Genomic DNA, 13,818 nt, shown 5'->3' with positions numbered 1-13,818 from the left:
TATCTGCAGACAAGCTTCAGTAATCAATCGTTTTATCACATGGTAGCGCGAGGCATAATGAATATTATTACCACTTCAAGACTGATTATTCGTCACTTTTGTCGGGACGATGGCACAGCATTATTCAGTTATCTTCATGAGCCGGCCACTCCCTGCTTTTATGATGAAAGAGTAGCGTCGCTGGCGGCTGCTTATCTGGAAGCGGAAAAACGATCGACAGATAAAAGTCAGTTTGCCGTATGCCTGCAAGAGAACAATCAGTTAATAGGCCATCTTTTTGCTGAGAACGGGAATGATGAACCTGACAGGCACACCTGGTCAGCGGGCTGGCATTTCTCTCCGGCATTTCACGGTCAGGGATATGCCCGTGAATCGGTGGCGGCACTGTTTGATTATCTTTTTAAGCAGCAATATGCCCGGCGGATTTATGCCTGGGTAGAAGATTATAATGTTCCTTCGCGCAATCTCTGCGTTCGCTTACATATGCGGCAGGAAGCGTGCTTTAAAGAGTTCGTCAGTTTCATCACTGAACATGGTGAGGCGCGTTATGACGATACGCTGGTGTATGCCATTCTGAAAAAAGAATGGGATGCGAAGCGAAATAAAAATAATGGCGATAATGCTTAGTGAAAGAGTGAACTTTTTTTATAGAGTAAAGACTAATATCTGTCATCAGAAATGATGCAATATATTCAAATAATAGATTCCATTCAAAGGGTGAATGCGCTATTTAGCGCTATTCGCCAGGGCAGCTTATGTCTGCTGTGTCATAATTAAAGAGAAAAGAGATGAAAAAAATACTGGTTACAGGGGCTACCGGCTTTTTGGGTGGTGCTATTGCTGCTGAGTTAATGATAAATGAGAACCCAGAGAGATTGCTTCTTCTTGCGCGAGGCGATGCAGAGAGTAGTGCCCTGGAACGGGTTAAGGAGAATTTAGCTAAGTTTGGCATCAGCCCCGCTCAGCTAAATACCATTTCAGCGCAACAAATCATAGAAGGCGATTTATCAAAGCCGGAAACTTTTATTGCAGATCTCAGGCTGAACGATGTGGAAAAGGTGATTAACTGTGCCGCTATCGCTTCCTTTGGTAATAATCCGTTAATCTGGAAAGTAAACGTTGAGGGCACGTTTCAGCTTGCCAGCCGCATGAGTAAAGTAAAGGGATTAAAACGCTTTATTCATGTGGGTACAGCAATGTCATGTACGCCTGAACCTGACAGCCATGTGACAGAAGCGATCGCGCCCACGCAAAGAAAAGATCATATTGTAGAGTATACCTGGAGCAAATCGACGGTAGAGCAGATGATAAAAGAGCACCTGCCGGGATTCCCGTTAATTATTGCACGCCCCTCTATTGTTGTAGGGCATACTGAGCATGGGTGTATTCCCTCCGCCAGCATTTTTTGGGTGTTTCGCATGGCGCTCAGACTGGGCAAGTTCATGTGCAACCTTGATGACAAAATCGATGTTATACCGGTAGATTACTGCGCCAAAACCATAGTCAGGCTGCTTCAGGCAGCTGAACTCGATCATCCGGTTTATCATATCTCCTCCGGTAGAGAGAGCAGCGTAACGTTTGCAGAGATTGATCGTGCTATGGCGCTGGCTTCAGGCTCCCGACCCGTCTCGGCCGATTATAAAAAAGTCGGCTATAAAGAGTTATCCCGGGAAAAGCATAATTTCAAAACGCTTTTTGGCGACTGTAATGAAAGGATCGTACTGAAATCTATGAGTCTGTATGGCGAGTTTTCAAAGTTAAACGTGACTTTTGATAATGAAAAAATCCTGAAGCTCGGCATGCCAGCCTCACCAAGATTTACCGATTATATTGCGGTCTGCCATAACTCAGTAAAAGAAAAATCACTTTCTGAATTGATGGCTGTCGATTTCAAATAACATGAATGCTTAATAGGGTAGTGCTATATTTAAGCACTACCCTGAATGCCGCTCGGGAACATTTACGCCTGAAGTTAACCCTTTTTCAGGGTATCTTTTTAACGGCAGTGCTGAGCTTATTAACCGCGGTTATGGTAGGTATAAGCTGCCTGACAACCCGGTTCCAGCGTGTCAGTGGCGTTGCGGTAACATAGACAATATCATAGGGCTGTAGTTTGAAATCACTGGCCAGTGCCATCGCTGCCGCATTTTTCAGGTTGATTTGATAAATATCAGCCAGTCTTTTTTCTGCTGGCGCCTTTAATTGCCTGATGACAAAAACGCCTGTGGCGTCAGCCGTAGTCTGATCTATTCCCCGCGCACTGCTGATAGCCTCTGTCAGCGTCATGCCGCTTCTGTCCATCAGTAATGTTTTTTGCGCGCCGGTTTCACCCATGACAAAAATTTTGCGGGAATCATTACGCGGAATGTAAAGAATATCGCCATGATGCAACAGCGCATTTTGTGTCAGGTCGCCCTTCTCTAACAGCAATTTAAGAGATATCGGATACTGCACGGCATCATGCGTCAGTGTGACATTTTCCCAGTCCGCCTCTTTCGTCAGGCCGCCTGCGGCATTGATGGCGTCAAGCACGGTCAGAGGAATATGAGTAATGGGCTGCTGGCCGGAGCGAACGACTTCACCACTCACATACGCTTTCCGGGAGCGAAAAGCGGCTATTTTCACATCAACCTGCGGGGATTCAATGTAGTGGTGAAGTCGTGCAGTTATCTCCGTCCTGACCTGTCCTGTGGTTTTATTAAGAACGTAGATGCTACCCGTATAGGGAAAATAGAGGGTGCCGTTAGGTCGGACAGTGCTGCCGGTTTCCGTTGAGTCACGATACTGACCCGCCGGAGACGTAATTTCCGGATGATCCCAGACGGTAATACTCAGTACATCACCTACGCCGATGCGATAAGAATAATCGTCTTCCGGCAGCCGGAAAATATGTTTTGAACGGTTTTGCTGACCGGCTTCATTAAGCTGTTGCAGCATTACCGGACTTAACAGAGTGACCCTGACCAGCGCGTTAATGTCAGAGCGCTCGCGGTTATCGTTAACCAGCGTTTTATTGGCCAGCGGCAGGTCCTGACCTAGCTGCACGGTACAGCCACAAAGTATTAACGCAACACTGAGCGCTGAATGGCGAAATAGTCGCAATTTACTCTTCATTAATCCGGTCCATAAAAAAGTGCACAACAGCAAGGGTTTTCAGAAATTATCAGTAGCGGCCAGCTATCACGCTGCAAAGCGCTCTGCAGCGGACTGGCGATACAGATGGTGATAACTAGCTGGTATACCGAAGTAGTGCGGATTACTGATGCAGGATTTATGGAGGGAAAATGCAGGCCTGAAAAAGCAGCGTTGTTAACGCTGCTTTTTCGCCGGATAAACTAAATCCGATAAATAAAAATCAGCGGCTGATTGCCTGTTGTCAGCCGCAGTCGCTCAGCCCAGCGTCCACGTATCAGCATCGCGCCACGCCGGAAAGCGCTCGCGGTACGCCTGCAGCGCCTCCAGCGACAGCTCCGCATCCAGACGTGCCGGGGTGAACGGTTCAGCGGCTGCGAGGATCTCCCCCTGCGGTGAGATAATCTGGCTGTCGCCGCGGTAGCGATGATGATTGCCGTCGCTGCCCACCCGGTTACAGCCGGCGATATACGCCTGATTTTCGATGGCGCGCGCCATCAGCAGCGCCTGCCAGTGATGCGCGCGTGGAGCCGGCCAGTTGGCCACATAGAGCGCCAGATCGTAATCGTTGCGGTTGCGGGAAAACACCGGAAAGCGCAGGTCGTAGCAAATCTGCGGCAGAATGCGCCAGCCGCGCCAGTAAACCAGCTCCCGGCGTTCGCCCGGCAGATAGTGCTGATGCTCCTCCGCCATACGAAACAGATGGCGTTTGTCATACTGATGCAGCGTGCCGTCTGGCTCCACCAGCAGAAACCGGTTTACCGCACCCGCTTCTGTCTGAATGGCCGCGCTGCCGCCGATCAGCGCCTGGGTGGCCCGCGCGTGATGCTGCAGCCAGGCCACCACCTCCTGCTGCGGCAGCGAAGCCTGTGCCGCCTCCATGGCAAAGCCGGTCGTAAACATCTCCGGCAGCACAATCACATCGCGTCCGCTCAGTTTTTCCAGCAGCCGATCAAAGTGACGCAGGTTAGCGGCGCCGTTCATCCAGCTCAGCGGCTGCTGCAGCAGAGTAATCTTCAAAGTTTGCACAGGCGCTCCGCGGCGGCGTCAAGCGTCGCCTCTTGTTTGGCAAAGCACAGGCGGATCAGCCGGTGCGGGAAAGGATCAGCGCAGAACACCGACAGCGGGATAGCAGCGACGCCCGCCTCTCTGGTCAGCCACTCGCAGAAGCTGACGTCATCGAGATCGGAGATCGCGCTGTAGTCCAGCAGTAAAAAATAGGTGCCTTCGCTGGGTAATACCTGAAAGCGACTGGCTGCCAGCGTCTGCGTCAGACGATCGCGCCGCGCGCGGTAAAACTCAGGCAGCGTCCGGTAGTGTTCCGGCTGCTGACGCAGCATATCCGCCAGCGCCAGCTGGGCCGGAGTATTGACGGAAAAGGTCAGGTACTGATGTACCTTACGCAGCTCGGCGCTGATAGCGGGTGGCGCTATGGCGTAGCCCACTTTCCAGCCGGTCATATGATACGTCTTGCCAAATGAGGAGACGGTGACCGCGCGCTGGCGCAGTCCGGCATGCGCCAGCACGCTGGCGTGGCCTGCCGTGCTGAAACAGATATGCTCATACACTTCATCGCTCAGCACATAAATCTCCCGATCCGCAATCGCCTGCCACAGCGCCTCCAGATCGCTCTGCTGCCAGACGGTAGCGGAGGGATTGTGCGGCGTATTCAGGATCACCAGCCGCGTACGTGCGCTGAGCCGATCGCGAAATGCAGGCCAGGGGACGCGAAACTCAGGCGGCTGCAGGGCGATGCGCTGCATCACGCCGCCCGCCAGCGTTACCGCGGGCGCATAGCTGTCGTAGCTGGGGTCAAAGCAGATCACTTCGTCGCCGGGGCGCACCAGCGCGGTAATGGCAGCGTAGAGCGCTTCCGTCGCCCCGCTGGTCACGGTAATGTCGCTGCCGGCGTCGGGCCGGTAGCCATAAAGCCCGGCGGTTTTATCCGCGATGGCGTCGCGCAGTTCCGGCGTGCCGATCATCGGCGCATACTGATTGGCTCCCTGACTGACGTGATGCGCCAGCCGCGCCTGCAGCAGTGCGGGGCCGCTGAAATCGGGAAATCCCTGAGAAAGGTTAATGGCGCTGTGCCTGGCGGCAAGCGCGCTCATCTGCGTAAAGATCGTGGTGCCGGTCGCGGGAAGCTTGCTGTCGGGAATAAGATCAAATGGCGTCATAGTAAGCTGGCCTTGCGCGTAAGCAGCGTGATAAGAAACCCTGTATTGCTGACACTATAATCAGGATGCTACTCTTTGGCAATCGAGACGCTTAGATGGCTAAATGCAGCTTTTACAGGAGCAGGTAATGGCACAACCTCATGACAACAGCGCCGCCGGCGAGGCGCTGGCGCAGACTTTGCTGGCGGCATCAACCGGGATAAATGACGGAGCGGCACGCCGGCTGGCGGAACAGCTGTTCAACTGGCAGCCCGCGACGGTGCCGGTTACGCTGCAGGGGCTGGCGGCGGAGCTGCAGCAGGATGAGGCGCTGCAGCAAATCCTCGGTGTACTGCGCTGGCGTTTTCTTACCCGTCCTGAAACGCAGCTGCCTGAGCACGGCTGCGCTGCGCCTGTCGGTTTTGCCGTCAGCGGGGCGTTAAGCGAACTGCTGATCCACTACTGCGCTGCCCCCGGCCAGCTGCCGCTGCGCGAAGCCGCCGATGCGCGCGAGCAGCATCTGCAGGCGGTTCAGCAGCTGTGGCGCGGATTTTCCGCTGGCTTTCGTCGCCGGGTGGGCAGCGAAGCGCTCTTCAGCTGGCCCGGATGTGACCAGCTGCTGCTGCAGTCGGTCTGGCATGACGCTCTCGGCTACAGCGGTGCAGCGCTGATCCGGCGCAGCCTCAGCGCTATCACGCTGAGTGATTTTTCCGGTATTGATGATGAGGAGATGCGCAACGCCTGTCTGCACAGCGCGCTGGCGCTGGGGCGCACCCTGATGCTGGCCGCTGACCATATTGCGGATGAAGAGGCGCTGGTTGCCCGCATTCGCCAGGCCGCGTAGGCGCTGGCGCAGGCAAAAAAAACGCCTCCGTAAGGAGGCGTCTGGCACCGGGTGTCGGGATTATGCCGCTTCGCTGGGCTGCGCCCGCGGCCGGGGTTGTGGCTTCGGTGCGGCCAGGGCTTCCGGCACGAACTCATCCACATTAATGGCTTTCAGCCGGCTTGCTTCTGCGCGGATCAGCACCTGCGCTTCGCTCTCGTCGATCAGCCCCTCTTTCAGCGCCCGCTGCGCCAGCGCATCAAGGCGGGTAAAGGAGAGATGCTTTTTCTGTTGCTGACAGAGGCGATCGTGGATCACTTCTGCCGCCATCACATCCTGCAGCGCCTGCTCCAGCTGGCCCGCCGGATTATGCTCAGCTGGCGTCAGATACTGACCGCGGCCAAGGCGGGAGCGGGTGGCAGAAGGCAGCTGCAGCAGCTTCGCCAGTTTATGATCAAGTTTGTCTGACGGCGGCAGGCAGCGTTTGCCGCCGGCGAAGATAGCCAGGCGCAGCGCACCGGCGGCCAGACGGTTCGGGAAGTTACGCAGCAGATCGTCCATCGCCACTTCTGCCTGATGCAGCGCATCCTGCACGCCCCAGTGCACCAGCGGCAGATCGGCCTCATGACGGCCTTCTTCGTCATAGCGTTTCAGCGTGGCGGAGGCCAGATACATCTGGCTCAGCACATCGCCAAGGCGGGCAGAGATGCGCTCGCGCCGCTTCAGGCTTCCGCCGAGCACCGCCATGGAAATATCGGAGAGCAGCGCCAGGTTCGCGCTCAGACGATTAAGCTGCTGATAGTAGTGGCGCGTGGCGTCACGCGTCGGCGCGGCGCTGGTGCGGCCGTTGGTCAGGCCGAGCCACAGGCTGCGTACCGCGCTGCTGCCGACGTGACCGATATGGCTGAACAGCGCGTGGTCAAAGCGGGAGAGATCGTTCTTCGCCGCCGCGTCCATCTCTTTAAGCACCCAGGGATGGCAGCGAATGGCACCCTGGCCGAAGATAATCATGCTGCGCGTCAGGATATTAGCGCCCTCAACCGTAATGGCGATTGGCGCACCCTGATAGGCGCGGGCGAGGAAGTTGTTATCTCCGAGCATAATGCCTTTGCCGCCCGCGATATCCATCGCGTCAATAATGGCGCGCTGGCCGCGGTGGGTGCAGTGATACTTCACAATCGCAGAGAGCACGGCGGGCTTTTCACCCTGCATAATGCCGGTGGTGATCAGCGTGGCGGCCGCGTCCATAACGTAAGCATTACCGGCAATACGCGCCAGCGGCTCTTCAATACCTTCCATTTTACCAATCGCCACTTTGAACTGACGGCGGATGTGCGCATAAGCGCCGGTGGCCAGCGCCACGCTTTTCAGACTGCCGGTGGAGTTAGAGGGCAGGGTGATGCCGCGCCCGACCGAGAGGCACTCGACCAGCATGCGCCAGCCCTGACCGGCCATCGCCGGACCGCCGATGATATAGTCAATCGGCACGAAAATGTTGTTGCCGCGCGTCGGGCCGTTCTGGAACGGCACGTTGAGCGGGAAGTGGCGATTACCAATCTCCACGCCCGGCGTATGGGTCGGGATCAGTGCACAGGTAATTCCCGGCTCCGGGTTATCGCCCAGCAGACCATCGGGATCGGAGAGTTTAAACGCAAGGCCCAGTACGGTGGCGACCGGTGCCAGCGTAATATAGCGTTTGTTCCAGGTCAGGCGCATGCCCAGCACCTGCTGACCCTGCCACTCGCCCATGCAGACCACCCCGGTATCAGGAATGGCGCCCGCATCAGAACCCGCTTCCGGGCTGGTCAGGGCAAAGCAGGGGATCTCATCGCCGCGTGCCAGACGGGGCAGATAGTGATCTTTCTGCTCCTCAGTACCGTAATGCTGCAGCAGTTCGCCCGGTCCCAGAGAGTTCGGTACGCCGACGGTGATTGCCAGAATACCGGAGACGCCAGCCAGCTTCTGCAACACGCGCGCCTGCGCATAAGCGGAAAACTCCAGTCCGCCATACTCTTTTTTGATGATCATGGCGAAAAAGCGGTGCTGCTTCAGATAGGCCCACAGCTCCGGCGGCAAATCGGCCAGCTCATGAGTAATCGCGAAGTCGTTTGCCATACGGCACGCTTCCTCAACCGGACCATCCAGAAACGCCTGCTCCTCAGCGGTGAGGTGCGGGCGCGGATAGTTGTGCAGCTTCTGCCAGTCCGGCTTGCCCTGAAACAGGTCGCCTTCCCACCAGGTCGTGCCGGCATCGATCGCTTCCTGCTCTGTGCGTGACATCGGCGGCATGACGTTACGAAAGCCCCGCAGGGCTGGTTTTGAAAACAGGCGCTGGCGCAGCGACGTCAGGTTAAGCGGCAGCAGGACCAGCGCCAGCGGCAGCAGCAGCCAGGCGCTCCAGAGGCCGGTTAAGGCCATGGCAGCGGTCCAGAGCAGCAGGATGGCGCTGCTCAGACGCAGAGATATCTGATGATAAAAGAGGGCGCTAACCAGCAGTAGCGTCGCCACAATGGAAACCAGCAGCATAGTGAATCGCTCCGTAAGTAGTAAGAGGTCTGACCTGTTAGTCACAGGTTTAGAGCAGCCGCTCTTAATAAGCAATTCCTTTACATCACAATTACAACCAGGCTCACAAAATCATCGCGGCTGGCGCATTTATCGCCTGGCTACGCTGTGGCAGACGCGTTTTCCCTGCTGCCAGCGCTTTGCGCCCCTGTGGCATTCCGTTAAACTTGCCGGGTTAACCTCTCCGCTAAAGGACATCTCTTATGTATCAGGACATCATTCGCTCGGAACTCAACGAAGCCGCCGACACCCTGACCCGATTTTTGAGTGACGACGCGAACATCCACGCTATTCAGCGCGCTGCGGTGCTGCTGGCAGATAGTTTCAAAGCGGGCGGAAAAGTGCTCTCCTGCGGTAACGGGGGATCGCACTGTGACGCGATGCATTTTGCCGAGGAGCTGACCGGCCGCTATCGCGAAAATCGTCCTGGCTACCCGGCGATTGCGATTTCTGATGTCAGCCATCTCTCCTGCGTCAGCAACGACTTCGGCTATGACCATGTGTTTTCGCGCTACGTGGAAGCGGTCGGGCGCGAAGGCGATGTGCTGCTGGGACTCTCCACTTCCGGCAACTCCGCTAACATCATCAAAGCGATTGAGGCCGCGCGCGCGCAGGGAATGAAAGTGATCACCCTGACCGGCAAAGATGGCGGCAAAATGGCGGGCAGTGCGGATATTGAGATCCGGGTTCCGCATTTCGGCTATGCCGATCGCATTCAGGAGATCCACATTAAAGTGATCCATATCCTGATGCTGCTGATTGAAAAAGAGATGGTTAAGTAATTTACGCTGCCTTCCCGCATGCCGGGAGGGGTGAGAAGGGGGGAAGCTATGTGCGAATTGCTTGGGATGAGCGCCAATGTCCCTACGGATATCTGTTTCAGTTTTACCGGACTGGTGCAGCGCGGCGGCGGTACCGGACCGCATAAAGATGGCTGGGGTATCGCCTTTTATGAAGGTAAAGGGTGCCGCACGTTTAAAGATCCGCTGCCGAGCGTAAATTCACCGGTTGCCCGCCTGGTGCGGGAGTATCCGATCAAATCGCACTCGGTGGTCGCGCATATCCGTCAGGCAAACCGGGGCGAAGTCTCGCTGGAGAATACGCATCCGTTTACCCGCGAGCTGTGGGGCCGCAACTGGACTTACGCGCACAACGGACAGCTTAAAGGCTATCGCCAGCTCGACAGCGGCCACTTCCGCCCGGTGGGGGAGACCGACAGTGAAAAGGCGTTTTGCTGGATCCTCTCACAGCTGCAGGCGCGCTATCCGCGCACGCCAGGTAACTGGCCCGCCGTGTTCCGCTATATCGCTGAAATCGCCGGCGAGCTGCGTGAAAAGGGCGTTTTCAATATGCTGCTATCGGATGGTCGCTATCTGATGGCGTTCTGCTCCACCAATCTCTACTGGATCACGCGGCGCGCGCCGTTTGGTAAAGCGCGCCTGCTGGATCAGGATGTGGAGATCGATTTCCAGCAGCAGACCACGCCGCATGATGTGGTGACGGTTATCGCCACGCAGCCGCTGACCGGAAATGAAACCTGGCACCGGATAGCGCCAGGCGAGTGGGCACTATTTTGCCTGGGTGAGCGCCAGGAATGATTTGGACGCCGCGTCCGGTGCAGAAAGTACCGGCGTGTTGTTCACCGCATACTGACCCGTTGCGGTGACGTTAACGCTGGGCGGTACGTGATATTTAGCAAAATAGGCGTAGCCCGGCTGCAGTTCGCGCCAGAAATCGATGTAGGTCGAATAGCGATGACGCTGAAGATTGCTTTCCGTCATGCGGAACGGATAAATATTCAGCTGCATCTCCTGCTGGCCGTTACGCAGGGCCGCATTAACGTAGTTGAAAATCTCATCCATTGAGCCGTTGGTCATGGCGTAGCAGCCCACGGAAACGCAGTCGCCGTGAATCATCAGATAGTTGCCGTTATAGCCCTTACTGCGATCGTACTGGTTAGGAAAACCGGTATTGATGGCGCGGTAAAAGCGGCTGTCAGGTTTCAGCTGATTGAGTTTGACGTTGTAGAAACCTTCCGGACTTTTGAAGTCGCCCTGGCGGCGCTTGGGACCGAGTCCGCCGGAAAAATTACAGATGCGATAGCTGTCCAGCAGGCGATATTCATTACCGATTTTGCCATAGAGCTCCAGCGTACGCTCTTCTTTGAAAATCTGAATAAACACCGGTGTACCCAGCAGTTGTTTTTTTAACTCTTTGCTTACCGGAGCCAGCGGCTGTGCGGGTTCAGGTGTGATTGCCCAGCTAAGGACTGGCATAAGAATCATCGCGAACAGCAGTGCGATTCTGCCCATTCTGTGTGTACCTTGAAGTGAAGAAAAACTCAGACGCGCAGCGTCACTCAGTTGCATTATCGGAAATATCCGCTATCGCTGCGCAACATTAACATTGTCTGGCTTTTAATCAAGATAGCGGGCAACAAAATGGCGCAAAGTTGTGATGCATCGGGGAGTAAAAGCGCTCAGGCGCGGCATCGGTGCCGATGACGATTGCTCAACGCCTTCGCTACTGTATACTTAGCCAGTGTCCGGAGGGGGTATGCGCAAAATCATTCATGTCGATATGGACTGCTTTTACGCAGCGGTTGAGATGCGTGACGATCCGTCGTTGCGGGATATCCCTATCGCGATTGGCGGCAACCGCGTTCAGCGCGGAGTGATCAGTACCGCTAACTATCCGGCGCGCAAATATGGCGTGCGCAGCGCCATGCCGACCTCGACCGCGCTGCGTCTCTGTCCGCACCTGCGCCTGCTGCCGGGACGCTTTGACGCCTATAAAGAAGCCTCGCGACAGATCCGCGACATCTTTCTCCGCTACACGCCGCTGATTGAACCGCTCTCGCTGGATGAAGCCTATCTGGATGTCACCAGCAGTCTGCACTGCCAGGGGTCGGCGACGCTGATGGCGCAGGCGATCCGCGCGGATATTCTGCGCGAAACCGGACTGACCGCGTCAGCCGGCATCGCACCGATCAAATTTCTGGCGAAAATCGCCTCCGACCTTAATAAGCCTGACGGCCAGTATGTGATCACCCCGCAGGCGGTGCCGGCGTTTCTGCATGAGCTGCCGCTCAGCAAGATCCCGGGCGTGGGCAAAGTGGCGACCAAAAAGCTGGAAGAGATGGGGCTGCGTACCTGTGCTGACGTGCAGCGCGCCGATCTGGCGCTGCTGCTGAAGCGGTTCGGAAAGTTTGGCCGCTCGCTCTGGGAACGCAGCAACGGCATCGATGACCGCGAAGTGATCGTCGAACGTGAACGTAAGTCGCTGGGGGTAGAGCGTACGCTGCCGGAAGATATCCACCACTGGGAGCAGTGCCTGCCGATTATCGACTACCTCTATGCGGAGCTGGATCGCCGTCTGGGGGCTATCCGGCCAGATAAGCAGATCGCCCGGCAAGGGGTGAAATTTAAGTTCAGCGATTTTCAGCAGACCACGCAGGAGCACGTCTGGGCGGTGCTGAATAAAGAGGATATGGTGGCGGTGGCGCGTCAGGTCTGGGAGGCGCGTCGGGCAGATCGCGGAGTAAGGCTGGTGGGACTGCACGTTACGCTGGTGGACCCGCAGCTGGAGCGTCAGCTGCTGCTGGGACTCTGAAATCTCCCCCGCCCGGCAAGCGGACAGGGGAGCGGCATCGATTACGCTTTTGCCGGAATCGCGTTCAGTAGCGCAGTGAGCAGCTTCCAGTAGAGGCCAACGCTCTCAATATGCACCTGCTCATCCGGCGAGTGCGGGCCGGTAATGGTCGGTCCGATAGAGACCATATCCATATGCGGATACGGTTTCTTGAACAGGCCACACTCCAGACCGGCATGGATCACCTGAATGTTTGGCGTTTTGCCAAACAGCGCTTCGTAGGTGGTGCGCGTCAGCGCCATGACCGGTGAGTCAGCGTCAGGCTGCCAGCCCGGATAACCGCCTTTTGGCGCAGTCTGCGCGCCCGCCAGCGCGCCCAGCGAGGTCAGCGTCTCTACCACCCACTCTCTGCCGGTATCGATCAGCGAACGGATCAGGCAGATGATTTCAGCGTTAGCCTGATCCATGCTGACCACCCCCACGTTCAGTGAGGTTTCAACCACGCCCTTCGCCACGTCTGAATTACGGATCACGCCGTTAGGGGTGCTGTTGAGCAGGTTGATAAAGCGATCGCGGCTCTCCGCACTCAGCGCCTCAGCCTGCTGCGCCAGCGGCTCGGTCTGCAGCACAATATGCTTCTCTTTGCTGCCGAGCTCGTTGAGCAGTATCGCCTGGAAGTGCATCGCCGCAGATTTCAGCGCGTCTACTTTGTGGCTCTCTACGGCCAGCGTGGCAAAGGCTTCACGCGGGATCGCGTTACGCAGCGTGCCGCCGGTAAAGTCGATCAGACGCAGATCCAGCTCGCGGGCATGGGCGGCCAGGAAACGCGCCAGCAGTTTGTTCGCGTTGCCGAGACCAAGATGGATATCCGCACCGGAATGACCACCTTTCAGACCTTTAAGCGTCAGCTTCAGCGTTTCATAGCCGGCTGGCACCGCTTCGCGACTCAGCGGCAGCGTGGTAATAAAGTCGATGCCGCCCGCGCAACCCATGTAGATCTCACCCTCTTCTTCAGAGTCGGTGTTGATCAGGATCTCTGCCTGCAGCCAGTCCGGCTGCAGGCCAAACGCGCCATCCATGCCCGACTCTTCGGTCATGGTCAGCAGCACTTCCAGCGGGCCGTGCGTCAGGCTGTTGTCAGCCAGTACCGCCAGCGCTGACGCCATGCCGATACCGTTATCTGCACCCAGCGTGGTGCCGCGCGCTTTCACCCATTCGCCGTCCACCCACGGCTGAATCGGATCTTTCGTGAAATCGTGGGCGGTATCGTTGTTCTTTTGCGGCACCATATCCAGGTGCGCCTGCAGGGCAACCGGCGTGCGGTTTTCCATGCCGGGCGTGGCAGGTTTGCGGATCAGAATATTACCGACCCGATCGCGTTCGACCCAGAAATTCTGCTCTTTGGCCCAGCTGACCACATATTCAGCCAGCGCCTCTTCATGATAAGAAGGGTGGGGAATGGAGCAGATTTTGGCGAAGATATCCCACAGCGGCTGCGGGGAGAGTTGAGACAATTCAGACACAACGCGTCTCCTGTATCAGCGTGGCGGA

Annotated in this window: 12 protein-coding genes; 6 read left to right on the top strand and 6 right to left on the bottom strand. The window is 56.6% G+C overall.

Annotated elements, in window-relative coordinates; all coding sequences use genetic code 11:
- Positions 1–57 precede the first annotated feature (57 nt).
- Together DBY66_RS15755 and DBY66_RS15750 are read left to right on the top strand one after the other, a co-directional pair.
- Positions 58–627, top strand: coding sequence for a GNAT family protein (locus tag DBY66_RS15755; protein ID WP_108570226.1), 570 nt, complete (start codon positions 58–60; stop codon positions 625–627).
- 161 nt (positions 628–788) lie between these two features.
- Positions 789–1,898, top strand: a complete 1,110-nt coding sequence (locus DBY66_RS15750) for an SDR family oxidoreductase (protein WP_039382849.1) — start codon at positions 789–791, stop codon at positions 1,896–1,898.
- A gap of 85 nt (positions 1,899–1,983) precedes the next feature.
- On the opposite strand, the gene DBY66_RS15745 is transcribed toward DBY66_RS15750, so the two are convergent.
- The 3 genes from DBY66_RS15745 to DBY66_RS15735 all read right to left on the bottom strand — a co-directional run bounded on the left by DBY66_RS15745 (position 1,984) and on the right by DBY66_RS15735 (position 5,309).
- On the bottom strand, positions 1,984–3,114 hold the full coding sequence (locus tag DBY66_RS15745) for a polysaccharide export protein (protein ID WP_108570225.1): 1,131 nt from the start codon (positions 3,112–3,114) through the stop codon (positions 1,984–1,986).
- A gap of 276 nt (positions 3,115–3,390) precedes the next feature.
- Positions 3,391–4,161: an amidohydrolase gene (locus DBY66_RS15740; protein ID WP_108570224.1), complete on the bottom strand. Its 771-nt coding sequence runs from the start codon at positions 4,159–4,161 to the stop codon at positions 3,391–3,393.
- Positions 4,149–5,309, bottom strand: coding sequence for a pyridoxal phosphate-dependent aminotransferase (locus DBY66_RS15735; RefSeq protein ID WP_108570223.1), 1,161 nt, complete (start codon positions 5,307–5,309; stop codon positions 4,149–4,151). Before DBY66_RS15735 ends, DBY66_RS15740 begins: the two co-directional genes overlap by 13 nt.
- 127 nt (positions 5,310–5,436) lie before the next feature.
- On the opposite strand from DBY66_RS15735, the gene DBY66_RS15730 reads away from it, so the two are divergent.
- Positions 5,437–6,132, top strand: coding sequence for a hypothetical protein (locus DBY66_RS15730; RefSeq protein WP_108570222.1), 696 nt, complete (start codon positions 5,437–5,439; stop codon positions 6,130–6,132).
- Between the two features lie 60 nt (positions 6,133–6,192).
- On the opposite strand, the gene fadE is transcribed toward DBY66_RS15730, so the two are convergent.
- Complete coding sequence (gene fadE / locus DBY66_RS15725) at positions 6,193–8,637, bottom strand: acyl-CoA dehydrogenase FadE (RefSeq protein ID WP_108570221.1); 2,445 nt, start codon at positions 8,635–8,637, stop codon at positions 6,193–6,195.
- 242 nt (positions 8,638–8,879) lie between these two features.
- Here fadE and lpcA point away from each other — a divergent pair, with 242 nt between their 5' ends.
- Positions 8,880–9,458: a D-sedoheptulose 7-phosphate isomerase gene (gene lpcA / locus DBY66_RS15720; protein WP_065650032.1), complete on the top strand. Its 579-nt coding sequence runs from the start codon at positions 8,880–8,882 to the stop codon at positions 9,456–9,458.
- A gap of 48 nt (positions 9,459–9,506) precedes the next feature.
- Positions 9,507–10,274: a class II glutamine amidotransferase gene (locus DBY66_RS15715; protein WP_108570220.1), complete on the top strand. Its 768-nt coding sequence runs from the start codon at positions 9,507–9,509 to the stop codon at positions 10,272–10,274.
- Here the strand turns inward: DBY66_RS15715 and dpaA are convergent.
- Positions 10,245–10,988, bottom strand: a complete 744-nt coding sequence (gene dpaA, locus DBY66_RS15710) for a peptidoglycan meso-diaminopimelic acid protein amidase (protein ID WP_039382866.1) — start codon at positions 10,986–10,988, stop codon at positions 10,245–10,247. The genes DBY66_RS15715 and dpaA overlap by 30 nt on opposite strands.
- 244 nt (positions 10,989–11,232) lie before the next feature.
- Between dpaA and dinB the strand changes: the two genes are divergently transcribed.
- Positions 11,233–12,288, top strand: coding sequence for a DNA polymerase IV (gene dinB / locus DBY66_RS15705; protein ID WP_071668489.1), 1,056 nt, complete (start codon positions 11,233–11,235; stop codon positions 12,286–12,288).
- A 41-nt stretch (positions 12,289–12,329) separates the two neighbouring features.
- On the opposite strand, the gene pepD is transcribed toward dinB, so the two are convergent.
- Positions 12,330–13,790, bottom strand: coding sequence for a beta-Ala-His dipeptidase (gene pepD / locus DBY66_RS15700; RefSeq protein WP_039382873.1), 1,461 nt, complete (start codon positions 13,788–13,790; stop codon positions 12,330–12,332).
- Positions 13,791–13,818 lie beyond the last annotated feature (28 nt).

The sequence above is a fragment of the Pantoea sp. RIT413 genome, assembly GCF_003057675.2.
GTDB lineage: Bacteria > Pseudomonadota > Gammaproteobacteria > Enterobacterales > Enterobacteriaceae > Pantoea > Pantoea eucrina.
The sequence above is the reverse complement of the archived record's forward strand: the minus strand, read 5'-3'. Positions and strand labels throughout refer to the sequence as shown.

Bases quoted from the DNA above. Each gene is read 5' to 3' on its own strand.
- DBY66_RS15755 (WP_108570226.1), top strand. From the start codon at position 58: ATGAATATTATTACCACTTCAAGACTGATTATTCGTCACTTTTGTCGG.
- DBY66_RS15750 (WP_039382849.1), top strand. From the start codon at position 789: ATGAAAAAAATACTGGTTACAGGGGCTACCGGCTTTTTGGGTGGTGCT.
- DBY66_RS15745 (WP_108570225.1), bottom strand. From the start codon at position 3,114: ATGAAGAGTAAATTGCGACTATTTCGCCATTCAGCGCTCAGTGTTGCG.
- DBY66_RS15735 (WP_108570223.1), bottom strand. From the start codon at position 5,309: ATGACGCCATTTGATCTTATTCCCGACAGCAAGCTTCCCGCGACCGGC.
- DBY66_RS15730 (WP_108570222.1), top strand. From the start codon at position 5,437: ATGGCACAACCTCATGACAACAGCGCCGCCGGCGAGGCGCTGGCGCAG.
- fadE (WP_108570221.1), bottom strand. From the start codon at position 8,637: ATGCTGCTGGTTTCCATTGTGGCGACGCTACTGCTGGTTAGCGCCCTC.
- lpcA (WP_065650032.1), top strand. From the start codon at position 8,880: ATGTATCAGGACATCATTCGCTCGGAACTCAACGAAGCCGCCGACACC.
- DBY66_RS15715 (WP_108570220.1), top strand. From the start codon at position 9,507: ATGTGCGAATTGCTTGGGATGAGCGCCAATGTCCCTACGGATATCTGT.
- dpaA (WP_039382866.1), bottom strand. From the start codon at position 10,988: ATGGGCAGAATCGCACTGCTGTTCGCGATGATTCTTATGCCAGTCCTT.
- dinB (WP_071668489.1), top strand. From the start codon at position 11,233: ATGCGCAAAATCATTCATGTCGATATGGACTGCTTTTACGCAGCGGTT.